A 25,463-nucleotide genomic window follows, 5' to 3' on the forward strand; every position below is an offset into this window, starting at 1 on the left:
GGGAGAACACAGATGTTCCAGCCGCTTCTTGAGGCAGGGTTACGCCAGACCATGCACCGCCTGGTGCGCCCCATGCTCTCGAATGCTGTACCGCTGTCACTGCAACGCCGGCTGGTTCGCCAGGCCTATCGCAGCTCGGTCCCTCCCCGTGATGTCCGCTTCCGCAAAGACGACCTTGGTAATGTGCCGGTACTGAGGGCTACGCCGGCGCAACTGGCAATAGGCACCATCCTGTACCTGCACGGAGGTGGCTATATCATCGGCTCGGCCGCCACCCACAAAGGCATTGCTGGGCACCTGGCGAAGCTGAGCGGTTGTGAAGTGATCGTTCCGGATTACCGGCTGGCACCGGAACACCCCTACCCGGCCGCACCGGATGACGCAGAATCGGTTTACCGGGCACTGCTGAGCCAGGGCATTCCGGCAAGCTCGGTGGCGCTGGCGGGCGATTCGGCCGGAGGCGGGCTGTCGTTAGTCCTCGCCATGCGCCTGCGGGACCAGAACAAGCCGTTGCCGTCTTCCATCACCTGTTTTTCCCCGTGGACCGACCTGACCCAGCAACAGCTCTACCAACCGGAATGCGAACCGGTCTTGCACGCCAGCTGGACCAAAAATGCGGCCCGCCTGTATGGCGGCCAGACACCCCTGACCAATCCGATGATTTCACCGGTGTTCGGTGACCTGAGCGGCCTGTCACCGCTGCTCATTCAGGCAGGCAGCCAGGAAATACTGCTGAATGATGCCACCCGGCTGGCGGCAGTTGCCAAGCGCGACGGCGTGGACACTACGCTGGAGATCTACAACAGCCTGTGGCATGTGTTCCAGGTACACAGCGGCCAGCTGAACCGGGCCACCGAAGCCGTGGCCGTTGCCGCCGACCATATCAGGCGTCATCTGGCAGGCTGATTTCCCCCTTCAGGAGCGCTTCTTTTCGAACCCGGGGCCAGCGTTTTACCTGCCATTCCAGTTTCGAGGCCCGGCTGCGATCTCCGGCCGGGGCCTGGAACTCCAGGGTCAACGGGCCTTTACCACGCAGGCTGCGGGCCCCCTTGGGCGCACCGGCCTGGTGCTCTGCGAAGCGCCGCTCAACGTCGGTGGTAATTCCGGTGTACAGCGCACCGGAGGCGGTACGCACCAGGTACAGAAACCAGCCCTCAGCCATGTTCCAGCGCCTGCTCCCGTTGTTTCACTTTTTTCTGCTGCAGCCAGAGCCCGGCAATAATCAGCACCAGCCCCACGTAGGTGGATGGCAGAATCACCTCGCCCAGAATGAAGTAGATAAATACCAGTGACAAAAACGGGGAGATGAAGATCAGATTGCTCACTTTCGAGGTATTTTCCGCCTTTTTCATGGCTTGGGACCAGAGCACAAAGGCAATTCCCATCTCGAACACCCCCACGTACAGGGCCGCTGCCAGCGAGCCACCCAAAGGAAATTCCAGCCCGACGGTATACCAGCACACCAAGGCGATCACCGGCAGGCCAAACAGGAAATTCAGGAACAGGCCAACTACAGGATCACGGGTGTCCCGGGTGGCAATAATCCAGTAAGACGCCCAGACCACTGTACTGCCCAGTGCCAGGGAGACCCCCAGCGGGTCTGAAAAACTCAGAGAGGTAACCGCCCCGCGAGTGGCAATCACCACTACCCCGGCATAGCACACCAGCCCGGCCAGGATATCGATACGGCGCAGCTTCTGGCCCAGAAACGGCACAGACAGATACGCCAGCACCAGCGCCCAAGTGTAGTTCAGGGGCTGGGCCTCCTGGGCCGGCAACCGGTCAAAGGCGCCGAACAACAGGAAATAATACAAGCAGGGATTGATCAGCCCCATGCCGATAGACTGAAGGTACTGGCGGCGGGAAAGCTGGAACACCTCCTGCCAGCGTCCCATGATCACCAACGCTCCGCCCATAACCACAATGGAGGCGGCACAGGCCACCAGCAGCATCTGCACCGGCGCCAGGTCCGCCAGGGCCAGCTTGAACGCCGTAGCCACGGTAGACCAAAGCAATACAGTACCCAGACCAAACAACATGGCCTGCTTCTGGTTTTTCATGAATTCTGCTCCGGATTGGTTTCGAGCCAGCGATAGAGTGTCCGCCGGTTAATACCGAGGATCTGTGCAGCACGACGCTTGTTGCCATCAACCGCCGCCATCACCTTGCGCACATAGTCCTGCTGCAGGGCTTCCAGTGTAGGCCATTCCGGGATGCTATCGGCCACAGGGTCAGCCGGGGGCGCCTGAAGCGAACTTTGCCGCTTGCGAATCCGCTCTGGCAGATGCTCCGGTTGGATGGTGTCGCCATCACAGAAGGTCACCGCCCGTTCAATGGCACTGGACAACTCCCGGACATTTCCCGGGAATAGATAGTCCCGGAGCACCCGGAGGGTGACATCACTGAACTTGATGAACCCCCGGTTGTGTCGCCTGCATGCTTCTTTCAGGAAGTGCATGGCCAGCATTTCCACGTCTTCACCCCGGTCCCGCAGTGGCGGCACCTGCAGCGCGAGGGTTTCCAGGCGGTAGTACAAATCTTCCCGGAACAGCCCGCCTTCAACGGCCTTCATCAGGTTTACATGGGTAGCCGCCAGAATGCGTACATCCACGGTTTCTTCGTGATCCGCCCCGACCGGCTTGATGGCGCCTTCCTGCAGCACCCGCAGCAGCTTGGCTTGCAGTGACAGCGGCATTTCACCGATCTCGTCCAGCAGCAAGGTACCACCACTGGCTTCGGCAAACAGGCCTTTGCGGGCCTGGCGGGCGCCGGTAAAGGCGCCGGCTTCGTGGCCGAAAAACTCGCTTTCCATCAGGTCTGGCGGAATGCCGGCGCAGTTCACCGCCAGGAACGCCCTGTCCGCCCGGTCACTCTGATTGTGAATGGCACGGGCTACCAGTTCTTTACCGGTGCCGCTCTCACCGTTAATAAGCACCGCCGCCTGGCTGCGGGCCACCTGGCGAATTTCACCCCGAAGGCGCTCCATGGCCGGGCTGTCACCCACCAGCCCCATATTCTGTTCACCCTGCTGGCGGGACTGGATTTCAGCCAGTTGCCGGTTCACATCGGCCTGTGCCAGCAATCGTTTGATTTTCAGCCGCAAATGGTCGGTCGACAACGGCTTGGTGAGAAAGTCATCCGCTCCCGCCTTCAAGGCCTCAACCGCCTGGTCTACGGTGCCAAAGGCGGTGATCACAATAAAAGGGATTCCGGGGTGCTCGGCCTGCTGAAAGGCCAGCACCTGCATACCGTCGCCGTCGGGGAGCCGCAGATCCGACACGATCAGGGCCGGCCGCTGTTGCTGCAACAGCCCCCGGGCCTCTTGCACAGTGGCGGCACGGTCGACGGCATAGCCATCCATTTCCAGCTCCTCGGCCAGGAGCTGGCCCAGGCTGGGATCATCTTCCACCAGCATAAGGGTGGCAGCTGTTGCAGACATCATTCGGACTCCTTGGGGAAATACAGGCTCATGCGGCAGCCACCCAGCTCACAGCTGCCCACATCCACCCGGCCTCCGTGTTCTTTCAGCACACTGCTGACTACTGCCAGCCCGAGCCCCGTGCCTTCACCGGCGGCCCGGGTACTGTAGAAGGGCTCAAAAATCTGAGCCCGTTGCGGCGCCGGAATGCCGGGGCCATCGTCTTCCACCCGCACTTCCCAGCAGTCGCCGGCATCGTGGGCAGACACCCGTAACCGTGACTGTGCAGACTGGCAGGCGTTGCGAATCACATTCAGACAAGCCAGCCCCACCCGCAAAGGCTCCGCCCGTACCGGCATAGCCGCATCAAGGCCTTCGGTTTCCAGGGTTCTGGCTGCGCAGCGGTTATCGTCCGCCACCCGCTGCATCACATCCGCCAGCACCGAAGACAAATCCAGTGGCCTGCGGGAATCGGGTACATGCCGGAAACAATCCAGCAATTGCTGGATAATGGCGGTCATACGGCTGACCTGGTGCTCAATATCGGTCAGGTGGCGTTGCTGGTCCTCCGGCAAGCCCGAGCGGGCAAGGATTCGGGCCCGGCCCTGAATCACATTCAGCGGTGCCCCCAGTTCGTGGGCCACCCCGCCGGCAACCCGGCCGATCATGGCAACTTTTTCCTGATACTCCAGCTGCTCGGCCAGCGCCCGCTCCCGGGCAATACGACCCTCGATTTCCGATTCGGCGCCCGCCATCCGGCGGCCCAGCTCGAGAATGCCTTTGTGTATCTGCCGGATTTCCCGGGGGCCGGACGGTGGCACCGCCAATACCCATTGGCCGGGCGCAAGGCCTCCCATGTTTTCCAGTAAACGGTTCACATGCCGGCCAACGGTCCGGTAATGGCCGAGTACAACCACAAGGATGATGATGGCCGACAAGGCCGACCAGATACTCACTGCCCACCATCGGGATGAGGCGACCAGGTCATGGAAATCGCTGCGCTGGCGGGTAACCTGGAGCAGCCCCTGTATACGGCCGTCCTCGCCCACCAGCGGGGTGAATTGGGAAAACACCGATTCGCCGTCGACCCGGCGGAAGGCTCCCCCCAGCTCACCGCTGGTGATCACCTTCTCCGCACTGGCGCTGTTGGTGACATCTGAATCCGCTACCCCCAGGCTGGCCACCCGGTTACCGGCATCATCAAACACCGAGGCCCCGGAAATGCGGCCGATCTGGAAAATGGATTTCAGGGACTCCCCCAAGACCAGCTCATCACCCTGGGACAGGGCATTGGCAACCGGCCCGGTGACGGCGCGAGCAACCAGTTCGAGGTCTTCCCTGAGCCGGTCATTCAGGGCCCGCTCCACCGCCCCCAATCCGATGTAGATGGCGATGCCACTGAATAACAGCAGGGGCACAACGATACTCAGTACCAGAGTCAGCTGCAGGGAGCGGAATAAATCCCGGAAGCGCCGGCCAAGGGAAACCATAAACCTGTCCTTCGCAAGAAGTGTCACACCATTTTTGACACATGTGGCATTTTGCCACAACCCAAGTTACTCACCTGTAATGGCAAACACAACAATAAGCAACTGATTTAAAAAACATTATTAGATTTGGGAAAGTTGGCACGGCGACTGCAATACGCTGACCGTCATTCACTGAAATCGGGGAACACCAAATTCTTCCCCCGACCCGTTGAAGCGAAAGGAGCCTGACCTATGAACAAGCTACTCGTCTCTGTAACCGCATCCCTGGCACTTCTGGCCGCGGCACCCGCGATGGCACAGCAGAACCAGCAAGAGCCGGCAGCCCAGCAGACCCAGGGTTCCGGCTATTCTGACCCGGCCGCAGCGGGCACCCAGGACACCAACTTCAGCGATGCCCAACTGAAAGACTTCATCGAAGCCCAGGAAGGTGTCATGGAAGTGCGCGAAGAGTACATCCAGAAGATCGAAGCGGCGGATTCCCAGCAGAAAGCCCAGGAACTGCAGATGGAAGCCAACGACAAAATGGTTTCCGTGATTGAAGACGTAGGTATCGACATCCCCACCTACAACTCCATCGCAACCGCCTACAGCAGCGAGCCGAAAGTTCGCAACCGTGTTGACGCCCTGATGTAAGCAAACCCGCATCCGGTTCGTCAGTTGCCCCGCCTTTGCGGGGCTTTTTCGTTTCAGTGCAGCATCAAAGGCCGGGAGATCATTCTGACCCCCTCAGCCGCACAGATCTCCGCGGCACGGGCCGTCAGGTCAGAAATAAACCGGGTCTGGTCCCGCGGCTCCAGCGGATAAGCCTTCAGGCGGTACTTCATACCGGTGTCTCCGGCGGACACAGCCACTATCACCGGCTGATGGGTCTTGGTCAGCGGACAGGCATAGATGGTGTCGCGAAAAAGCAATTGCATGCACGCCACATCGTGGTTCGGGTCCAGATAAACCTCAGCCACACACATCAGGTTATCGGTTCCGTCATTGCTATTGGCCAAGAGGGTGTTCCACAACAGGCCATGAGGAATCACGATGACCGTGTCATCCAGGGTGACAATCTCTGCTGCCCGGGTGCCGATGGAGCGCACCTCGCCATACTGGCCGTTCACTTCAATCCAGTCGCCGGGCCGGTAAGGCATTTCGTACAGGGTGACGATGCCGGCAATCAGGCTGTTGGCGTAGTCCTTGAAGGCAAAGCCCAGGGCCAGACCCAGGGCACCGAAGATGGCCACCATGTTTTCAAATGAAGGCTCAACCAGAACCGGCACCACCATGGTGATGGTGAGGATGATAATCAGCAGCCGCAGCAGCGGCACAGACGCCAGCAGATACAGCCGGGGCTTGCCGGACAGTTTGCCGGCCACTGCCGGCACCAGCTTCTGCACCACGAGAATCAGCAGCGACGCTATCACCACCAGGATAGCGGCTTCCAGCAAGGCTTCAGAGGTTATGGATGACAATGCACCCTTGATATCAAGATCGCCCATCATAGCCTCCTAGAAACCGTCGACCGGGTAACCCCGGGACTGCAGATATTTACGCACGGCGGGATAGCCCAGCGGAGTAACCCTGAACGCGCCTGCGGTGTCGCCCTGCGTGACCAGGTCGGCACGCTGGAACCGCGCCAGCGACAAGCTGATCTCCTGCCCCGGCAAGCCGGTCACCAGTTGTAACTGCTCGGAGGTCAGCCCGTTGTGCAGCAACAAGGCATGCAGAATATGCCCCGGTTGCCGGCCGTTGCTCTGGGGCACCGCCGGCAGGCTCAACTGCTCCAGCGGCGCTACCCAGCAGCTCGGGCCGTTGGCAGGAATATCTTTCTTCTCTTCTTTATCGCCGTTCTCGGTGTCTTCCTCGGCCCTGGCCCTGAGGGTTCTTTGCCAGATAGCATGGGCAACTCCGCGGTTGCCCCGGGCCATGGTAGCCAGGTCCCGGGCGAAGTCGCTGTACTTGCGTTCGCAACCCTCCTCCGGAGCCGGCAACACATACAGGCCATCGTTGGTCATGCGAGCGGTGAGTGGCCCACCCGCCTTACCCGACGCCAGGAAAGCCAGCCACCGGGTAAGCCGGTCATCCGTCAGGGGCGCGACCGTCAGCGGCGCCACATGCAATTCTGGCAGGTACTGCACCCAGAACTGCCAGCACCAGCTGGAACATCCCACCATGCCCTTGCCGGCACCCTCCATTGCCACCCGGGCAAAGAACTCTTTCAGCAAGCCCATGCCAGACCGATGCCTGAGCCAGAAATCCGCAAGCTCCGGTACCACCCAGTCATCGCCCGCCAGCTGCTCATCCCACCAGCCGGAGATGTCTTTCTCCGCCATCAGCAGGTTATCCGGGGGCGAGATCACCCGCAGTCCGCTGGCGCGCAAAGCCCCCTGAATACCGGAAAACGGCGGCGCAACCAGAAAACTCACCTGCCGGTTGTGGGTGCCCCCTTGCCGCAGTGATGCCAGGCATTCATTGATCGCCCCGGCCAGCTCTCCGGCCTCCGGCTGCGGTGCGTACCGGCCAAGCTTTGCATGGGACAGTGCCGGCAGGTCGTCCAGGCTCTCGAAGGCCTGGTCCTCCGGCGTCATCTCGGCGCGCAATTGCTGAAGGATATCCCGCAAGCCACTGCGTAAGGTCTTTTGCACAGAGGTTTCCGGGGTTTTCCATTGGTCCAGCGCAATCAACCCGCCGGGCAGGCAGGGGTTTTCCTGAGCGGTCTCGGACGTCAAAGATGCTACTCCAGCCAGATTATTCGGGAACCAGCCAGGTGATCGAAGACGACCACCCCAACCCGTTTTCGCCCTGCAGTTCGTCCATCATGGCCGCAAAGCGTTGCTCAAAGCCCCAGGGCGGATTCACCACCAGCATACCTGAGCCAACCATGCCCCGCTCCGGCGGCGTATCCAGCATCACTTCGCTGCGCAGAACCTTACGCACTTCACCGCCTTTCAGGGCAGAAACCAGCTGCTCCTGCAAGCCACTGGTCAGTATCGGATACCAGACAAGATAGACCCCATGGCGGCACTTTTTCCATGCCTTGGTGAGGGTTTCGGCCACTGAGGTGTAATCACTTTTGATTTCGTAGGAGGGATCAATCAGCGTCAGCAGCCGAGGCTGGGGCGGCGGCAGCTTCTGCAGCAAACCTTTCAGGCCGTCCTGCTGCACCACACGAACTCCCGCATCCCGGGCCCAGCCAGCCAGTTGTTGGCCCTCGGTAGGGTGCAGTTCAAAGGCGGTGACCGTATCGGCATCACGGGCAAAGCCCGCCAGCCAGGCCGGCGAGCCGGGATACGTTTCCAGCTCACTGTTGCCAGGATTTTCGCTGGCCAGAACCTCCAGCATGGGCTGCCAGTCCGGCGATGACAGGCTGTTCCGTAACCGCCACAGGCGCTGTACACCGGTGTCCGCCTCGGCGGTTTTTCGGGCGCGCTCACCGGTCAGGTCGTAAACCGCACTGCCGGCATGGGTATCAAAACAGGCAATGGGTGTTTTCTTGGCCTGCATCATGGCCAGCGCCAGGGTTAATGCGGCATGTTTCTGTACATCCGCAAAGTTGCCGGCGTGGAAGGCGTGAAGGTAACTCAGCATATCGGGCTCCTGCTTTCAGGTGCCCATTAAGCACCAGCGGCAAGCCACAGGCAACTCCGGCAGACGGTTAAGCCACGCCGAATGTCCTGCTATGCTTGCGGGCCTGACCACGGGAGGAAAAACATTGTCCAGCCAGAACAAAGCAACGGTTGACCAGCTTTACAGCCTGATCGCCAACGAAGAAGACGCACGGGTCTGCAAAGACATTCCGGAGGATGCCTGCCGGGAAGTGCCCCATAACTTCTTTCTGATTCTTTTCAGTAACGTACTGACCAAGCTCGGCGACTTGCTGATCAGCCCGAAAACCGTGCTGGCCTGGCTGATGAGCGCCGTTGGCGCGCCGGCCCTGGTGGCCTGGCTGGTACCCATCCGGGAGTCCGGCTCTATGGTGCCCCAGATGGTGATTGGCGCCTGGGTTCGCCGCAAAGCCGTGCGCAAGTGGTTCTGGACCCTGGGCAGCTTTGGCCAGGCGGTCAGCGTAATGGCCATGGCGGCCAGTGTGTGGTTTCTGGAAGGCTACGCGGCCGGCGGTGGCATTGTTGCGGCGCTGGTTGTGTTCTCCCTGGCCCGGGGCTTCTGCTCGGTTTCGATGAAAGATGTTCAGGGCAAATGCATTCCGAAAACCCGCCGGGGCCGGCTGTCCGGCCTGGCCAGCACCATTGGCGGTACCGCCACCGTTATCCTGACCGGGCTGCTGTTCTGGGACCGGGGCGATCCCACCATTGGCTTCTACGCCCTGTTGCTGATGCTGGCCGCCAGCCTGTGGATTATCGCCGGCTTTCTGTTTGCCGGGGTTGAAGAGTATCCGGGCGAAACTTCCGGTGGCGCCAATGCCCTGCCGGAAGCTTTCCGCAGCTTGTCCCTGCTGCGGGACGACGCTCCCTTCCGTAACTTTGTCATTACCCGGGCCCTGCTGCTGTGCTCCGCCCTGGCCTCTCCCTACTTCGTGGTGCTGGCCCAGAAAGAATCCGACATCGGCTGGATGCTGGGCGTCTTCCTGCTGGCCAGCAGCCTGGCCAGCTCACTCAGTGCCAGCTTCTGGGGCTGGGCGGCCGATGTATCCAGCCGGCGGGTGATGATCCGCGGCGCGGCCATGGCCAGCGGTATTTGCCTGGTGGTGGGTGTGCTCGCCCTGATCTTCGGCCCCGGCTTCGGCGGCGCCTGGTTCTACCCGATTGCCTTCTTCGTGTTGAGCATTGCCCACGCCGGCGTACGCCTTGGCCGGAAAACCTATCTGGTGGACATGGCCGGCGGCAACAAGCGGACCGACTATACCTCGGTAAGCAATACCGTAATCGGGCTGCTGTTACTGGTTACGGGTGCCTTCACCGCAGCCATCTCGATGATTTCCGATGTGGCGGTGATTATTGTGCTTGGGCTGATGGGGCTGGCGGGGATGTTCAGTGCCTTGCGGCTGGAAGAAGTAACGGAGGAGTAAAGCCAGAGCGGGCTCCGAGAGCCCGCCGGCGGCCTGTTTCAGATAACCTTGCCGTCGTTCAGGGCCAGGGCACCCTTTACGATGCGATAGATCACCCAGATCGAGATACCGAGCAGAATAAACCAGCCGATGATCAATGGGGTGGTAACAATGCCAATCACCGTCCACAACAGCCCGATCCAGAAGGTGCGGATTTGCCAGCGGAAATGGCTTTCGATCCAGCTGCCACGTACATCATCCAGCTTCACGTAATTGACGATGACGCCAACCAGGCCGGTGATACCGCCCAGAAAAAAGGACAGGGCCTGAAGGATGTAAACCACGACCGCCAGGTTGCGGCCAGGCTCCGGCTGGCGTTCATTGCCATTGGGGTTTGCGGGAATAAATTCGGGTTCAGCCAAGGTGATAACTCCGGATCAGGACTTTTCCGCAGTCTACCACAGCGCTTTCGCAGCCGGCCTCGGGGTTTTTGCGGACCTTTCCACAATATAAGCCCTCTGCAAAAACAAAAGCCGGCCCAGGTAAAACCTGGGCCGGCTTTTGTGATGCCTTGTGGCTAACCGCTAAGATCAGGCGCCGATTACGCCGCCGTCGTTGCGGGTTACGATGACACAGGCATCGCGGGGGCGATCCTCTGCAGCATTCGGCCAGTTGCCACGTGGGTGCTGAATATTGACGAACATGGTTTTGCTGTCCGGAGTGGTGACCACGCCGGTGACCTCACAGCCCTGGGGGCCCACGAAGAAACGCTTGATTTCACGGGTTTCCGGATTCGCAGCCAGCATCATCTGGTTACCGAAGGTTTCGTCGCTGTATCCGTCAGTCTGGATCCACAGACGGCCGTTGTAATCGAACCACAGGCCATCCGGGCTGTTGAAGATGTTGTCGTCATTCAGCGTAACCACGGCGTCGCCATCAACCACGGTCTCTGTGCCCTGCTCACCGGCGAAGACAAAGATATCCCATTCGAAGGAATCGGCAGTGTAATCGTTACCGGCTTCCTGCCAGCGAATGATGTGGCCGTTCTTGTTCTGGGCTACCGGGTTGGCTGCATTCACCTGGTCTTCTGTGCGCTTGGTATTATTGGTGAGAGTGAAGTAAACCTCGCCGGTATTCGGATCAACCGCACCCCACTCCGGACGGTCCATTGGTGTGGCACCGGCAATGTCAGCGGCCAGACGGGTGTTCAACAGCACGTCGGCCTGGTTCTCGAAGCCATCAAATGCCACATCACCAACGGTCGTACCCTTGGCAGCATTAACCTTGGAGGCAAAAGCCGGGTTGTCGAGATCCAGGGCCAGCCATTCACCACTGCCGTCTTCGTTGAATCGCGCTACATACAGCGTGCCTTCATCCAGCAGGTAACCACCAGCGGTGGCTGCATAGTACGGTTTGGAAGACACGAACTTGTAGATGTACTCGAAGCGGGAGTCGTCACCGGAGTAACAGACAACCGGCTCACCTTCTTTGGCCGGTGCGAAAATTACACCTTCATGGCCGAAACGACCGAGGGCTGTGCGCTTCTGGGGCATGCTCTCCGGGTTGAATGGGTCGATTTCCACCATAAAGCCGAAGGTGTTGGCTTCGTTGCGGTAATCCTCTGAGGCAGAACCGCCGAGCGCGCTGACGTTAAAACGCACGTATTGATCGGCCTTGTTATCTGCCAGTTCCCAATCGTAGCGGCTTTCACTACCCACGCCGTGGCGGGTTTGCTCGCGAGGCTGGGTAGCATCACTGTTGGCAAAGTAACCGTGCCAGTTTTCTTCCGCTGTCAGGTAGGTTCCCCAGGGCGTCGGCCCCATGGAGCAGTTATTGAGGGTTCCGCGGGTGCGGGTACCATTGGGACTGAATTTAGTGAAGAGTTTGTCATAGCCACGAACCGGGCCGCGGATTTCCATTTCAGTACCACCGGTTACCCGGCGGTTGAGTGGGCTGCCAAACACCACATCCCACTCACCGTTAGCATCCTGCTTAATATGAACCACGGAAACGCCGTGGGCTGCGATTTCTTTACGAACTTCATCTGCCGGGCGGGAGCCATCAGCATTATAGGTTGCGCCCTCCGCATGGATGGCCTCCTGATTGATGTACTCATGGTTCATAACCAGGAGACCTTCAGTGGAGCTGTTGCCGCCACTCTTCTGGTCAATCGGGAAGAAGTGCATGCCGTCATGGTGCATACCCACTTGCTCTTCCTGGTCTGCGCCGGAATTGGTGCCATCAGCGCGATAATCCGGGTACGACCCGGTAATCGGTGTGCCCCAGGGCAAGAATGTCTTTGATGAATAGCCTTCCGGAACAACTACCTGGTTATCCATTGACACCGGAACGGCCTGGAAACCCAGCGCTCTTTCGGTTGTACCTGGCGTTTGAGTGTTTCCTGACGCTGTCTCGTCGTCACTGTCGCTGTCACTCCCGCAGGCTACGAGTCCGAGGCCCATAACACTCGCCAAAGCTGCTCCGACGGTCCCTTTCATCACCGCCCGGCGCTGCATGCGCGCAGACAGCACCTGGTGAAAAGGCAGGTTCTCGGAATGGTTAACCACCGGCTCGTAGTTAGGGTCCAGATAATTCGGATCAATGTCGTGCTTGGCCATGTTCTGTCTCTCTCGAAATCGGAAGGAAAGGGCTTTAACGAGAGGCAAGTTTCAACCTGAAAGATGACAGAACAACAAACGTTCCGCGTGATTCTGGTTAAAGTTATTTTACAGCTAACCACACCAGCCAAACTTTGTCGTAAAAACCAAAAAAGGGGCGCCAACCTGCGCCCCTTTTCCGGAAAAAACAACTCTCAGCCAGTGATCACTGAGTCATCTCATCATAACCTTCTTCCATGGCATCACCCGCTTCATCAGCGGCTTCACCGACACTGTCCGCAGCGCTCTGTGCACCATCGCTGACTTCATCCGCCGCGTTCTGTGCGCCTTCCTTGATTTCGCCCCAGGCACCTTCGTCCTGCCCTGTGGCTTCTTCATAGGATTCCTCGACGGAGTCGGCGGCGTCATCCATCATTTCACCGGCGTTCTCCCCGGCCTGCTCGAAATCGGCACCTTCATCGCTTTCCGAACTGCAGGCAGCCAGGCCAAGTGTCATCAGTAGAGCCAGTGCGCTCAACGTGAGCTTGTTCATACCATATCCCTCTGTTGGTAAGTATTTACAACGCAAACAGCCTAGAGCGGTTCACCTGCACAGGCAATTACCGGGCGATTACCCTTTCGTTAGCCGCTGGCCGTCGATCATGATCACATGCTCAACACCAAGCACCTTGCCGGAGCCCAGTACCAGAAAATCATGGCCGGCCCGGCTCAGAACGTCCCGAATGTGCTCATGCACCAGGCAAACCTGCCCGTTGGTATCCTGGTAGATAATCTCGGCCAGCCGTCGCCCCTGGACATACTCCACAAGCATTTCCCGAACCGGCAAAGACACAGTCTCTGGTGAGGGGGTTGCAGCACTCATGTTCCATCGTCCCTGTTGTTTTTGTTTTGCAGAAGTCTGGACCACAAATCCCGAATCCGCCAACCGGGGCCGAATTGTCATGTCAGGCCACCTTCCGATGACATTCGTCAAAATTGTTGTATTGCCCGATTGTCCGACATAAATTGAGGGCAACCAAGAACAAAACGGAGATCCCTGATATGAACGCCAAGGCCAATCAAGCAGTCGGGCAACAACCGGCAAATTCCACTCCCGCCTCCAGTGAAAAAGACTGGAAAGATCCCAAGCGCTACCTCTGGCTGCTGGGCCCTGCCCTGCCTGGAATCGGCCTGGCCGCATTAACCGGTTATGCGCTGGCGCCCAAGAAGCTGAAGGCACTGGCGTGGACCGGGCCGGCACTGGTGCACGGCATTATCCCGGCGCTGGACCGGGCAATCGGGGAAGACAAGAGCAACCCGCCGGAATCCGCCGTGCGGTCCCTTGAGCAGGACAAATACTACGACCGGATTGTAAAAGCCTTTATTCCTACCCAGTACGCCATGACGGTTATGGGAGCCTGGCTGGCCAGTCGCAAGAAAACCCCGATCGAAGACAAGATCGGCCTGACCCTGACGGTGGGCGCAATCAACGGTGTGGGCATCAACACCGCCCACGAGCTGGGCCACAAATCCAACAAACTGAACAAGTTGATGGCCATGGCGGCACTGGCGCCGACCGGCTACACCCACTTCGTGGTTGAGCACAATTTTGGTCATCACAAGCGGGTTGCCACGCCGGAAGACCCGGCCAGCAGCCGGATGGGCGAGAGTTTCTGGAAGTTCCTGCCGCGCACGGTGTTTGGTGGCATGAAGTCCGCAGTGAAAATCGAGAAGGCGCGGCTTGAGCGCAAGGGCAAGGGTTTCTGGAGTCTGGACAATGAGTTGCTGCAGGGCTGGGCCATGAGTGCCGGGCTCTTTGGTGCGACTACGCTGGTCTGCGGCCCCAGGGCGGTGCCGTTCCTGGCGGCGCAGGCAGTGTATGGCGCCAGCCTGCTGGAGAGTGTGAATTACATTGAGCACTATGGCCTGCTGCGCCAGAAGGACAAGAGCGGCAAGTATGAACGCACCCAGCCGGAGCACAGCTGGAACAGCAACCATGTGGTGACCAATCTGTTCCTGTATCAGTTGCAGCGGCATTCTGACCATCACGCCCATCCGACCCGGAGTTATCAGGCCCTGAGGCATTTCGAGAAGGCGCCGCAGTTGCCGGGTGGTTATGCATCAATGTTGTTGCCGGCTTATCTGCCACAGTGGTGGTACGAGACGATGGATAAGCGGGTGATTGATCACTACGAGGGCGATCTGTCGAAGATCAACTGGGATCCGGATCGTAAGGAGGAGTTGATGGCCCGGTATGCTGACTACGCTGCGAAGGTGGCGGCTGAGGCTGCGGCTCGGCGGGCTGGCGCTTCTTCTGAGTCTGAGGCTGCCTGAGTTCGTGGTTTGATTGCCGGCCCTAGCCTGTTGGTTGGGAGCCGGCGTCGGGTTGGGGCCACCCTTCCGGGAGACGCCGTGAACCCATCCATGGGGGCTTGAGCGCAGCATCCCTGCTGCGCACACTCCCGGAAGGGTGGCCCCAACCCGCCGCTTACGCTTCCGTGGGATAGTCGTTGATTTGACGATTTGCTACGGAAGAGGTTTTGAGGAGCGGACAATCCCGCTACTTGCCTTTGAACACTGCTTCCCGCCTTTCCAGGAACGACTGGATACCTTCTTTTACATCCTCACTGGCCATGACCGGACGCAGCTCCGGGAACAGGCGTTCCTTGGCCACTTCCTGGCCTTCGGACACGGCAATCTTGGACGACTTCAGGCTGCCCTGAACACCTAACGGAGCCGCTTTGGCGATCTTTTCAGCGATTTCCATGGCTTTATTGAACTGCTCCCCGGGCTCCACCAGCTCCTGGATCAGGCCCCACTGGTAAGCCTGTTCGGCCGTCCATTCGTCGCCGGTGAGCAGGTAGCGCTGGGCATTGCCCCAGCCGATTTCCCTTTGCAGGCGGATGGTGGCGCCGCCGCAGGCGAAGATACCGCGTTTGACTTCCAGCTGAGCGAAGCGGGTGCCTTTGGCGGCTACGCGGATGTCGGTGTTGAGCATCATTTCAACGCCACAGGTGAAGCAGATGCCCTGGGCGGCAAAGACCACCGGCTTGGTGAGCCCTTCTCCAGTAATATGGAACGGATCGAGTTCGCCTTCGCCCGGCTCGATGCCTTTGCCGTTAGCGAACACGCCGGCCCAGTCGTCCAGTTGCAGGCCGCTGGTGAAGTGGTCACCTTCGGCATACATGACGGCGACGCGCAGTTCGGGGTCGTTCTGGAGCTGGTAATAGGCGGCAGCGATTTCGTGGTACATGGCGCGGTTCATCGCGTTCATTTTTTCCGGGCGATTCAGTCCGATCTTCAGGATGTGCCCCTGTTTTTCTACGTTTACCAGTGGCATTTTTCGTGTCCTCTAATTTGGGAACCTAGCCTGTTTGTTTGGGTGCTTGCACGATCAACGGGTAGAGCTTTCCGGGACACGCTGTGAATACGTCCCTGTACGCTTGACTGCAGCATCCCTGCTGCAGACAGTCCCGGAAAGCTCTACCCGTCGCTCGTGCCTCAAACTTGGCAGTCATGCTGAGATGTTCAGAACTGCCTTTAATCGGTATCTGGGGAAACCCCTCTCCACTCCTGTCTGGTCCGCGAAATGCACTTCTGCTCGGGCGCGTTTGGCCGGTGGGCCTTTCCGGGACCGTTGAGGGCCATGGACGGCCCGAAACGAGCCTACAGGGACGTACTCGTGGGCGTGTCCCGGAAAGGCCCACCGGCCAAACGTGCTTACCACCAGAACAGGCAGGCTACGAACAGGACCAAGACTCCAGAGCTAGAACTAGAACCAGTCGGCCTTCATGTTCAGGCACGTATCATCCTGATTCCGCAGTAACACCAGGTCCTGGGCCACCGTTGGCAGCTCCCAGTGGAAGAAGTACTGGGCGGCCTGGAGTTTGCCCTGACAGAAGTTGCGTTCACTGTCGCTATTGGCAGACGCCAATGCATTGGCAGCCGCATTAGCCTGGCGCAGCCACATCCAGGCAACGATGATGTGACCGAACAGGTGCAGGTAGCAGCTGGCGTTGGCCAGGGTTTTGTCTACCTCGCCACCCATCAGGGATTTGCCCAGGCTCTGGGTGACTTTCACCGCCTGCTGCAACGTCTCACTGAGAGACAATGCCCATTGCTGACAACAGTCAGTCGTGGCCGCTTGCAGGTCTACCTGCATTTCCTGCATCAGCAGTTGCAGGCCGTGGCTCTGATCCTGCCAGATTTTGCGACCCAGCAGGTCCAGGGCCTGGATGCCGTTGGTGCCTTCGTGGATGGGGTTCAGGCGGTTGTCGCGCCAACATTGTTCCACCGGATATTCCCGGGTATAGCCGGCGCCGCCGTAGACCTGGATCGCCAGGTCGTTGGCTTTCGGGCCGTATTCCGAGGGCCAGGCTTTGATCACCGGGGTCAGCAGGTCCAGCAGTTTGCTGGCTTCCATCCGCTTTTGTTCATCCGGGTGGGTGTGCTGGTCGTCCATCAGGCGGGCGCCATACAGGCACAGGGCCAGGCCGCCTTCGCTGTAGGCTTTCTGGGCCAGCAGCATGCGACGCACGTCGGCGTGTTCGATGATCGGCACCTGCGGGCTTTCCGGGTTCTTTTCGCTGGCTTTGCGGCCCTGCAGGCGGTCTTTGGCGTATTCCAGGCTGTGCATGTAACCCCGATAACCGATGACCGCCGCGCCGAAGCCAACGCCTATGCGGGCTTCGTTCATCATCTGGAACATGTATTTCAGGCCCTGATGAGGCTCGCCCACCAGGTAGCCGTGGCAGGGTGCGTCGTCGCCGAAGCTGAGGGCGGTGCTGGTTGTTCCCCGATAACCGAGCTTGTGAATCAGGCCTGCCAGGCTGACGCCGTTGCGCTCGCCCGGGTTGCCGTTTTCGTCCACATGGAATTTCGGGACGATGAACAGGGAAATGCCTTTCACACCGGCCGGGGCGCCTTTGATCTTGGCCAACACCATGTGAACGATGTTTTCGGTGATGCTCTGCTCGCCACCGGAGATGTAGATTTTGGCACCTTTGATCAGGTAGTGGCCGTCGTCGGTGGGCGTGGCGGAGGTGCGGATGTCCGCCAGGCTGGAGCCAGCGTGGGGCTCGGTGAGGGCCATGGTGCCGCTGTAGCGGCCACTGAGCATGTTGGGCAGGAATTTGGCTTTCTGTTCGTCGTTGCCGAACACGCGGATGAGGTTAGCGGCGGCGGTGGTCAGGAACGGGTAGCCTGCGGTGCCGGGGTTGGCGGCGGTGAAAAAGCCGTTGCAGGCGGCCATGACAGATTCCGGGAGTTGCATGCCGCCGAGGTCGTAATCGTAGCGGCCGGCGAGGAAGCCGGCCCCGGCGTAGGCGTCGAAGGCCTGTTTGACCTCAGGGAGCATTTCTACCTGGCCGTTGACGAATTTGGGTTCGTCTTTGTCTGCCGCGCTGTTGTGGTTGGCGAATTTTTCTTTCGCCATCTTGTCAGCGGTTTCGATGACGGCGTCGAAGGTGTCTTTGCTGTGTTCGCTGAAGCGCTCGCGCTGGGTGAGGGCTTCGGTGTCCATGACTTCGTAAAGCTGAAAGGCAAGGTCGCGGCGGTCGATCAGGGTGTCGGTCATTCTTGGTCTCCTGTTGATTGCCGTTAGCCTCTCACAACCACTACACTGGTTGGAATTGTCATTTTTGACTTATTCTTGGTTGAATCCGTCAACCTTTGTTCTGACAAGACGGCCACTGTCGTGGGTATTGCCTTCCGGGAGACGCCGTGAACCCGTCCGTGGGGGCTTGAGCGCAGCTTCCCTGCTGCGCACACTCCCGGAAGGCAATACCCACGCCAGCAGCCTGATTGGGCGATGGCCGTCGCGCCATTTCGGGCACTACAACAAGCCGAACAGGAGCCAGCTTTTGAAAACCGTCACTATCATTGGCTTCAACGGTGCGTTAGCCAGCGCTATCACAGGGATGATCGACCTGTTTCGCCTCGCCGGGGTGACCTGGGCACGTATTCACGGGGAGCAGCCTTCTGCACAGTTCAAAACCCGGCTGCTGACCGAGAACGGTGAGCCCTGCCAGTGCATCAATGGTGTGACAATTCTGGCCGATGGTTCCTGGCAGGGTGTTGATGATCTGGGTGCAGATGACGTGCTGATTATTCCGACCATTGGCGCGCCCATTGATGAAATTCTGAAGACAAACAACCCTTTGATTCAGTGGCTGTCACAGTTTCAGGACGCAACTCCCGGCGATGTCCGCGTAGCAAGTAACTGCACCGGGGCGTTTTTACTGGCCGCCGCCGGGTTGCTGGACGGGCGGGAGGCGACGACGCACTGGGGCTTCAGCAATCAGTTCCGGGAGCGGTTTCCAGCGGTGGATTTGCGGCCGGAGAAGCTGGTGACGGTGGGCGGGCCGGTGGCTTGTGCCGGGGGAGGCATGGCCTGGTGGGATTTGGGGGTGTATCTGGTAGAGCGGCTGGCGGGGGCGCAGGTGGCACGGGAGTTGGCGAAGGCGTTTGTAATTGATGCGGGGCGGACCAGCCAGGCGCCCTACAGTGCTTTGCAGGCCAGGCGGTATCATTCGGATTCGGTGGTGCTGGGGCTTCAGGATTGGGTGGAGGGGCATTTCCGGGAGGCGGTGTCTGTGGCGGATCTTGCCACGAGGGCCAGGTTGTCGGAGCGGTCGTTGCTGAGGCGGTTCCGGCAAGCGACCGGAGACACACCAACTAGCTATCTTCAACTGCTGAGAATCGAGGAAGCCCGGCGGTTGCTGGAGAGTTCGCAGGATGGCCTGGACGCGATTACCCGGGCCGTGGGTTATGAGGATGTGAGCTCTTTCAGCCGGTTATTCCGTAAGCAAACCGGGCTTTCTCCGGGGGCCTATCGTTCGAAATTTGGCCGTTAAATCCTTTGGTTGACTTGACCTGACCGCCCCGGCACGTATTATCAACCGTCAAGTTTCACAGACGGAGCAACCATGACCGTAAGGTCCAGAGGCTGCACAAACATTCCAGGATTGCCCCTGACCGCTGATATCGTTCTGCAGCGGGGCCGCCTTCCCTATTTTCCGGATCCCCCCTTTTCTGCCTGATCAGCAAGTGAGCCTTAAACGGGCCGCTTTCGTGTGCACGCAGGCTTTCTGAACGCTACACTCAGACTGCTTCGTACTTCTTTCCCATGTAAAAAGAAAACCGATAACGAGGTTGCGATGTCGCTACCCCTGGTTGTATTTCTGCCCTTTCTGGTGGCTATTGCTGCGCCACTGTTTGCCCAGGGCGGGCGAACGGCGATTGCCATAGTCTCTTCCATACCGGCTATTATTGGCCTGGCTGCCCTGTTCCCCCACTGGGAAACGCTGGCTGGCGGCGGTGTAGTCCATAACTCCTGGGAATGGCTCCCGGCGCTGGGCATTTCCTTCAGTTTCCGGCTCGACGGGCTGGCGTTGCTGTTTGCGTTGCTGATCCTGATCATCGGCCTCCTGATCATCCTGTATGCCCGCTATTACCTGAAAAAAGGCGAGAACATCGGAAAGTTCTACGCCCTGCTTCTGTGTTTCAAGGGCTCCATGCTGGGCATTGTGCTGTCCGGCAACCTGTTGCTGATGATGATTTTCTGGGAGCTGACCAGCCTGACCTCGTTCCTGCTGATCAGTTTCTGGACCCATAAACAGGACGCACGCCGGGGTGCCCGGATGGCACTGGCGGTTACCGGCGGTGGTGGCCTGGCGCTGCTGGCCGGCATTCTGATCATCGGTAACATCGTGGGAAGTTTCGAGCTGGATGCCGTGCTGGCCGCTGGCGACCTCATCAAGAACCACGCCATGTACCCGGTGGCACTCACCCTGATTCTGCTGGGCGCGTTCACCAAGTCTGCCCAGTTCCCGTTCCACTTCTGGCTACCCCACGCGATGCAGGCACCCACGCCGGTTTCTGCGTACCTGCACTCGGCCACCATGGTGAAGGCCGGGGTGTTCCTGATGGCGCGCCTGTACCCGGCCCTGGCCGGCACCGAGCAATGGTTCTACATGGTGAGTTTAACCGGCATGGCTACGCTGTTGGTGGGCGCCTATGTGGCCATGTTCAAGCACGACCTGAAAGGCCTGTTGGCCCACTCCACGGTCAGTCAACTGGGCCTGATCACGCTGCTGTTCGGCATGGGTACCGAGCTCGCAGCAGTTGCTGCGGTGTTCCACGTGATCAACCACGCCACCTTCAAAGCCTCCCTGTTTATGGCGGCCGGCATTATTGACCACGAAACCGGCACCCGCGACATGCGACGAATCAACGGTCTCTGGCGCTACATGCCCCATACCGCAACCCTGGCGATGGTGGCGGCGTCGTCCATGGCCGGGGTGCCACTGCTGAATGGCTTCCTGAGTAAGGAAATGTTCTTTGCGGAGTCCCTGCAGCTGAACCTGCCTGGTATCTGGGCCTGGATTCCGCCGATTGTGGCCACGCTGGCCGGTATTTTTGCAGTGGCCTATTCCGCCCGTTTCGTGCACGACGTGTTCTTTAACGGCAAACCGGTCAACCTGCCGATCTACCCACCCCACGAACCACCCCGGTACATGAAGATTCCGGTGGAGATCCTGGTGTTTGCCTGTGTGATGGTGGGCGTATTCCCGGCCTACTCGGTAGGTCCGCTGCTTTACTCCGCCTCGGCCGCCACACTGGGTGGCGAGGTTCCGGACTACCGCCTGGCTGTCATGCACGGCTTCAACCTGCCCCTGATGATGAGCTTTGCTGCCTTTATCGGTGGCCTGATCATGTACTCACAGCGCCAGAAGTTTTTCGATTTCCACGCCCGGTTCAAGGAAGTGGATGAGAAAGCGGTCTTTGAAGCCGTGGTCTCCCGCTTTGTGGAACTGGCGAACCGCTTCACTGCACGCATCGAAAACGGCTCCTTGCAGCGCTATGCCATGCTGCTGGTTGCCAGTGCGATTGTGGTGGCGATGGTCCCGCTCGCCACTATGGGCATCTTCGTGGGCGAGAACGGGCTGTCGCCGGTGGACTGGCCCACTGCCATTGCCGCTGCGGTTCTGATCCTCTGCGCCCTGGCCTCGGCATTCTTTCACCGGGGACGGTTTACCTCCCTGATGTTCCTGAGTGTGGTGGGGCTGTTGGTGGCCCTGGCCTTTGCCCGCTTCTCGGCACCGGACCTGGCCATGACCCAGCTGTCGGTCGAAGTAGTGACCATGGTGCTTCTGATGCTGGCCCTGTTCTACATGCCTTCGTGGACGCCGCTGGAAACCTCCGGCACTCACCGTGCACGGGACATTGTGCTGGCCCTGCTGGCCGGTGGCGGCATGACACTGGTGACACTGGCCATGTTGACCCAGCCGTTCACCTCCATCAGCGAGTTCTTCCTGGAAAACAGCAAGACCGGTGGTGGCGGCACCAACGTGGTGAACGTAATCCTGGTGGACTTCCGGGGCTTCGATACCCTGGGTGAAATCACGGTATTGGCCATTGCCGCCCTTGGCATTTATGCCATGCTCAAGGACACGGCCCTCACACCGCCACCGGGTGATGGTGAAGGCCATACCTGGACCCGTGACGCCTACCCGCTGATGCTCAAGCAAATTGCCCGGCCCATGCTGCCGCTGGCGCTGATGATTTCGGCCTACATCTTCCTGCGCGGGCATAACCTGCCGGGCGGTGGCTTTATTGCCGGCCTGATCACCTCGGTTGCCCTGATCCTCCAGTACATTGCCAGCGGCATGGTCTGGACCCAGGATCGCATCGGCATCAAGTATCACAACGTGATAGGCCTCGGCCTGATGTTTGCCACCATCGCCGGCGCCGGCAGCTTTGTTTATGGCCATCCGTTCCTCACTACAACCTTTGACTACATCACCTGGCCGGTGGTGGGCAAGTTCGAGGTAGCCTCTGCCCTGGTGTTTGACCTCGGCGTGTATCTGGCCGTGATTGGCGCGACCCTGCTGGCCCTGGTCAGCATCGGCCGGTTGTCCCCCCACTCTGCGATCAGAAGCCCCCGGGAGAATGTGTAATGGAGCTTGTTTTTGCACTGGTTATAGGCGCCCTGACGGCGTCTGGCGTTTACCTTTTGCTTCGGGCACGAACTTTCCCGGTGGTTGTGGGGCTTACGCTCCTGTCTTACGGGGTTAACCTGTTCCTGTTCGCCTCCGGCCGGCTGGCCACGGGCCAGCAGCCGATTCTGGGCAGTTCGGCCAGTTATGCCGACCCCCTGCCCCAGGCCCTGGTGCTGACGGCCATTGTTATCGGCTTTGCCATGACCGCCTTTGTGGTGGTGTTGTCACTGAGAAACCTGGCCGACAACCAGGACGACCACGTGGATGGCAACCGCAAGCAGGATGAAGACAGCGAGGAGGCCAAGCAATGAACCATTGGCTGACCGCACCCGTCCTGATTCCGCTGCTGGGCGGCATACTGCAGACGTTTATGGGCTACGCCCCGATTGCGCTGCGCCGCACCCTGGCACTGGCCACCACCGTTCTGCTGGTGGCCACCAGCCTGGTGCTCCTGACCATGGCCGACGATGGCAGCTACCGGGCCTACGCGTTCGGCAACTGGCAGCCACCCTTCGGCATTGTGCTGGTGCTGGACCGACTGGCAGCTTTCATGCTGGTGATGACTTCAGTGCTCGCCCTTCTGGCCCATATTTTCTCGCTGGGTGGTGCTGACGAAGGCAACCGGCAGTTCCACACCCTGTTCCTGTTCCAGTTGATGGGGCTGAACATTGCCTTCCTGACCGGCGACCTGTTCAACCTGTTCGTGGCCTTCGAGGTGCTGCTGATTGCCTCCTACGGACTGCTGATGCACGGTGGCGGCACGGTTCGCACGGTTCCGGGCCTGCATTACGTGGTGCTCAACCTGGTGGGCTCATCGCTGTTCCTGATCAGCGTAGGCATGATCTACAGCGTAACCGGCACACTGAACATGGCCGACCTGGCCGTGAAAGTGCCGCAGGTGACCGGTGAAAATGCCCTGCTGGTAAAAGCCGGTGGCATGATGCTGCTGGTGGTGTTTGCCCTGAAAGCGGCGGTGTTGCCCCTGTGCTTCTGGCTGCCGAAAGCCTACGCCAGCGCTACGGCTCCGGTCGCCGCGCTGTTCGCGATCATGACCAAGGTTGGCATTTACGCGATTATCCGGGTGTATTTCCTCGTTTTCGGCGACGATGCCGGCGAACTGGCCAACCTCGGCATGGACTGGCTGTTCCCGCTGGCGCTGATTACCCTCGCCATGGGTGTGATGGGTGCACTGGGTGCTGACAACCTGAAATCCCTGACCGCCTGGCAGGTTATTATTTCGGTGGGCACCTTGCTGGCACCGATTGCCCTGGGCTCAGCGGAAAGCCTGTCTGCCGCCTTGTTCTATATGCTCAGCACCACCTGGATTGTTGCCGGCCTGTTCCTGGTGGCAGACCTGGTGGCCTCCCAGCGCGGCAGCGCCGGAGACCGGATTATTACCGCGCCGATGATGCGTCATCGCACCTTCCTGAGTGTTCTGTTCATGATCGGCGCCGTTGCCGCGGCTGGCCTTCCGCCATTCAGCGGCTTCTTCGGCAAGTTGCTGATCCTGATGTCGGTTGAGCCCGGCCCCCAGATGGCGTGGCTCTGGGGCACCATCCTGGTAGGCGGGTTCCTGACGCTGGTGGCCTACAGCCGTGCCGGCAGTATCGTGTTCTGGCGTACAGTTGACGGCCACGTTGAAACCGCCCGCCCGCTCAAAGGCACCACCGCCGTAGCGGCGGGCGCCATGATTGCGCTCACGGTGGTGATTGTGGCCATGGCAGGCCCGATCAACCGGTACACCGAAGACACTGCCGCCCAGATCCTGGATACATCGGCCTATATCGACATACTGCAGACCCCCATGGTCGGGGAGGATGACTGATGCTGGACAGACTTAGCTTTCCGCAGCCGTGGCTCAGCCTGATTCTGTTTCTGACCTGGCAATTCCTGAGTGATGGCATTTCCGGCGGCAGCCTGGTGCTGGGCCTGGTACTGGCCTGGGGTATCCCCCAGCTGACCCAGGGCTTCTGGCCAGAGCGGCCTGCCTTCATGAAATCCTGGCGCATGCCGGCTTACCTGCTGGTCGTGCTCTGGGACATCGTGATTGCCAGCTTCTCGGTCGCCAAGCTGATCCTGAGCCCACGCAAACCAGAACCGGTGTTCGTTTGCTACCCGCTGCAACTGGAGCATCCGCTGGCTATTTCCATTCTGGCCAGCACCATTTCACTGACCCCGGGCACCGTCAGTGCCGATATCAGCGATGATGAAAAGATGTTGCTGATCCACGCGCTGGACGCCCGAAGCGACGACGAAGTGATCGATGCCATCCACACGCGTTACGAGAAACCCCTGATGGAGATGTTCAAATGATCACCATCGCGCTGTACGCCAGCATTGCCATGGTTACCCTGGCTGCCCTGCTGAACGTCTACCGCCTGATACAGGGCCCGGATGCACCGGACCGTGTACTGGCACTGGATACCCTGTATATCAACGCCATTGCCCTGATCATTCTGCTGGGCATTACACTCGGCACCCGCATGTACCTGGAATCTGCCCTGCTGATCGCCGTAATGGGCTTCGTCAGCACAGTGGCCACCGCCAAGTACCTCAAGCGCGGCAGCGTGATTGAATAACCCGGAGGACAACCATGAGCCCGTTAGCTGAATACACCATCTCGGCGCTGCTGATCATCGGGGGGGCCTTCACCCTGATCGGCGCCATCGGCCTGGCCCGGTTACCGGATTTCTTTACCCGGTTGCACGGCCCTACCAAGGCCACCACACTGGGCGTGGGCGCCGTGATGCTCAGTTCCGTGGTTTACTTTTCGAGTACTGGCCAGGGCATCGGCATCTCTGAAATACTGATCACCGTATTCCTGTTCCTGACCGCCCCGGTCAGCGCCAACATGCTGGCCAAGGCGGCCATGCACATTGGTGTGAAAACCATGGATAACACCCGGGGTAAACCCTGGGATCAATAACAACGTAATACCCCGAACACCCATTACAACGACAAGAG

Annotated in this window: 24 protein-coding genes; 11 read left to right on the top strand and 13 right to left on the bottom strand. The window is 59.6% G+C overall.

What is annotated here, in order from left to right:
- Positions 1-12 precede the first annotated feature (12 nt).
- Positions 13-906: an alpha/beta hydrolase gene (locus tag B2589_RS03295; protein ID WP_286815606.1), complete on the top strand. Its 894-nt coding sequence runs from the start codon at positions 13-15 to the stop codon at positions 904-906.
- Here B2589_RS03295 and B2589_RS03300 read toward each other — a convergent pair.
- The 4 genes from B2589_RS03300 to B2589_RS03315 are packed head-to-tail and all read right to left on the bottom strand — an operon-like array spanning position 884 to position 4,908.
- A complete protein-coding gene (locus tag B2589_RS03300) occupies positions 884-1,162 on the bottom strand; it encodes a GIY-YIG nuclease family protein (protein WP_232901626.1) in 279 nt (92 codons plus the stop codon). The two genes, B2589_RS03295 and B2589_RS03300, sit on opposite strands and share 23 nt — an antisense overlap.
- A complete protein-coding gene (locus B2589_RS03305) occupies positions 1,155-2,060 on the bottom strand; it encodes a DMT family transporter (protein WP_058341382.1) in 906 nt (301 codons plus the stop codon). Before B2589_RS03305 ends, B2589_RS03300 begins: the two co-directional genes overlap by 8 nt.
- A complete protein-coding gene (locus tag B2589_RS03310; protein WP_414673921.1) occupies positions 2,057-3,442 on the bottom strand; it encodes a sigma-54-dependent transcriptional regulator in 1,386 nt (461 codons plus the stop codon). Before B2589_RS03310 ends, B2589_RS03305 begins: the two co-directional genes overlap by 4 nt.
- A complete protein-coding gene (locus B2589_RS03315) occupies positions 3,439-4,908 on the bottom strand; it encodes an ATP-binding protein (protein WP_286815607.1) in 1,470 nt (489 codons plus the stop codon). The genes B2589_RS03310 and B2589_RS03315 overlap by 4 nt, the downstream gene beginning before the upstream one ends.
- A gap of 231 nt (positions 4,909-5,139) precedes the next feature.
- Here B2589_RS03315 and B2589_RS03320 point away from each other — a divergent pair, with 231 nt between their 5' ends.
- Complete coding sequence (locus B2589_RS03320; protein ID WP_286815608.1) at positions 5,140-5,541, top strand: DUF4168 domain-containing protein; 402 nt, start codon at positions 5,140-5,142, stop codon at positions 5,539-5,541.
- Positions 5,542-5,594: 53 nt separating this feature from the next.
- On the opposite strand, the gene B2589_RS03325 is transcribed toward B2589_RS03320, so the two are convergent.
- The 3 genes from B2589_RS03325 to B2589_RS03335 are packed head-to-tail and all read right to left on the bottom strand — an operon-like array spanning position 5,595 to position 8,484.
- On the bottom strand, positions 5,595-6,395 hold the full coding sequence (locus tag B2589_RS03325) for a mechanosensitive ion channel family protein (RefSeq protein WP_286815609.1): 801 nt from the start codon (positions 6,393-6,395) through the stop codon (positions 5,595-5,597).
- Between the two features lie 9 nt (positions 6,396-6,404).
- On the bottom strand, positions 6,405-7,625 hold the full coding sequence (locus B2589_RS03330) for a hypothetical protein (RefSeq protein ID WP_286815610.1): 1,221 nt from the start codon (positions 7,623-7,625) through the stop codon (positions 6,405-6,407).
- Positions 7,626-7,644: 19 nt separating this feature from the next.
- Positions 7,645-8,484 carry a 23S rRNA (adenine(2030)-N(6))-methyltransferase RlmJ gene (locus B2589_RS03335; RefSeq protein WP_199457996.1) on the bottom strand — a complete coding sequence of 280 codons (840 nt, stop codon included), beginning with the start codon at positions 8,482-8,484 and terminating at the stop codon, positions 7,645-7,647.
- Positions 8,485-8,608: 124 nt separating this feature from the next.
- Between B2589_RS03335 and B2589_RS03340 the strand changes: the two genes are divergently transcribed.
- Complete coding sequence (locus tag B2589_RS03340; protein WP_286815611.1) at positions 8,609-9,922, top strand: MFS transporter; 1,314 nt, start codon at positions 8,609-8,611, stop codon at positions 9,920-9,922.
- A 38-nt stretch (positions 9,923-9,960) separates the two neighbouring features.
- Here B2589_RS03340 and B2589_RS03345 read toward each other — a convergent pair whose 3' ends face one another.
- From B2589_RS03345 to B2589_RS03360, 4 genes are all read right to left on the bottom strand, one after another.
- Positions 9,961-10,323 carry a DUF4870 family protein gene (locus B2589_RS03345; RefSeq protein WP_286815612.1) on the bottom strand — a complete coding sequence of 121 codons (363 nt, stop codon included), beginning with the start codon at positions 10,321-10,323 and terminating at the stop codon, positions 9,961-9,963.
- A gap of 168 nt (positions 10,324-10,491) precedes the next feature.
- On the bottom strand, positions 10,492-12,519 hold the full coding sequence (locus B2589_RS03350) for a PhoX family protein (protein WP_286815613.1): 2,028 nt from the start codon (positions 12,517-12,519) through the stop codon (positions 10,492-10,494).
- A 205-nt stretch (positions 12,520-12,724) separates the two neighbouring features.
- On the bottom strand, positions 12,725-13,051 hold the full coding sequence (locus B2589_RS03355) for a hypothetical protein (RefSeq protein ID WP_058341392.1): 327 nt from the start codon (positions 13,049-13,051) through the stop codon (positions 12,725-12,727).
- A gap of 78 nt (positions 13,052-13,129) precedes the next feature.
- Complete coding sequence (locus B2589_RS03360) at positions 13,130-13,381, bottom strand: hypothetical protein (protein ID WP_286815614.1); 252 nt, start codon at positions 13,379-13,381, stop codon at positions 13,130-13,132.
- 179 nt (positions 13,382-13,560) lie between these two features.
- Between B2589_RS03360 and B2589_RS03365 the strand changes: the two genes are divergently transcribed.
- Entirely contained in the window at positions 13,561-14,832 is a 1,272-nt protein-coding gene (locus B2589_RS03365; protein WP_286815615.1) for an alkane 1-monooxygenase, read from the top strand.
- 226 nt (positions 14,833-15,058) lie between these two features.
- On the opposite strand, the gene B2589_RS03370 is transcribed toward B2589_RS03365, so the two are convergent.
- Together B2589_RS03370 and B2589_RS03375 are read right to left on the bottom strand one after the other, a co-directional pair.
- Positions 15,059-15,838: a crotonase/enoyl-CoA hydratase family protein gene (locus tag B2589_RS03370; protein ID WP_278350302.1), complete on the bottom strand. Its 780-nt coding sequence runs from the start codon at positions 15,836-15,838 to the stop codon at positions 15,059-15,061.
- A gap of 432 nt (positions 15,839-16,270) precedes the next feature.
- Positions 16,271-18,073: an acyl-CoA dehydrogenase gene (locus tag B2589_RS03375; RefSeq protein WP_286815616.1), complete on the bottom strand. Its 1,803-nt coding sequence runs from the start codon at positions 18,071-18,073 to the stop codon at positions 16,271-16,273.
- 286 nt (positions 18,074-18,359) lie between these two features.
- Between B2589_RS03375 and B2589_RS03380 the strand changes: the two genes are divergently transcribed.
- From B2589_RS03380 to B2589_RS03410, 7 genes are all read left to right on the top strand, one after another.
- The gene (locus B2589_RS03380; RefSeq protein WP_286815617.1) at positions 18,360-19,352 is read left to right on the top strand and encodes a GlxA family transcriptional regulator; all 993 of its coding nucleotides are present in this window, start codon (positions 18,360-18,362) and stop codon (positions 19,350-19,352) included.
- Between the two features lie 303 nt (positions 19,353-19,655).
- Entirely contained in the window at positions 19,656-22,457 is a 2,802-nt protein-coding gene (locus B2589_RS03385; protein ID WP_286815618.1) for a monovalent cation/H+ antiporter subunit A, read from the top strand.
- Positions 22,457-22,810, top strand: a complete 354-nt coding sequence (locus tag B2589_RS03390; protein WP_022987973.1) for a Na+/H+ antiporter subunit C — start codon at positions 22,457-22,459, stop codon at positions 22,808-22,810. Before B2589_RS03385 ends, B2589_RS03390 begins: the two co-directional genes overlap by 1 nt.
- Positions 22,807-24,324: a monovalent cation/H+ antiporter subunit D gene (locus B2589_RS03395; RefSeq protein ID WP_022987972.1), complete on the top strand. Its 1,518-nt coding sequence runs from the start codon at positions 22,807-22,809 to the stop codon at positions 24,322-24,324. The genes B2589_RS03390 and B2589_RS03395 overlap by 4 nt, the downstream gene beginning before the upstream one ends.
- The gene (locus B2589_RS03400; protein ID WP_094623830.1) at positions 24,324-24,812 is read left to right on the top strand and encodes a Na+/H+ antiporter subunit E; all 489 of its coding nucleotides are present in this window, start codon (positions 24,324-24,326) and stop codon (positions 24,810-24,812) included. Before B2589_RS03395 ends, B2589_RS03400 begins: the two co-directional genes overlap by 1 nt.
- Entirely contained in the window at positions 24,809-25,078 is a 270-nt protein-coding gene (locus tag B2589_RS03405) for a K+/H+ antiporter subunit F (protein ID WP_022987970.1), read from the top strand. Before B2589_RS03400 ends, B2589_RS03405 begins: the two co-directional genes overlap by 4 nt.
- Positions 25,079-25,092: 14 nt before the next feature.
- Positions 25,093-25,425, top strand: a complete 333-nt coding sequence (locus B2589_RS03410) for a Na+/H+ antiporter subunit G (RefSeq protein WP_022987969.1) — start codon at positions 25,093-25,095, stop codon at positions 25,423-25,425.
- The last annotated feature ends 38 nt before the right edge of the window (positions 25,426-25,463 follow it).

Source organism: Marinobacter sp. UBA3607, assembly GCF_002375525.1.
GTDB lineage: Bacteria > Pseudomonadota > Gammaproteobacteria > Pseudomonadales > Oleiphilaceae > Marinobacter > Marinobacter vinifirmus.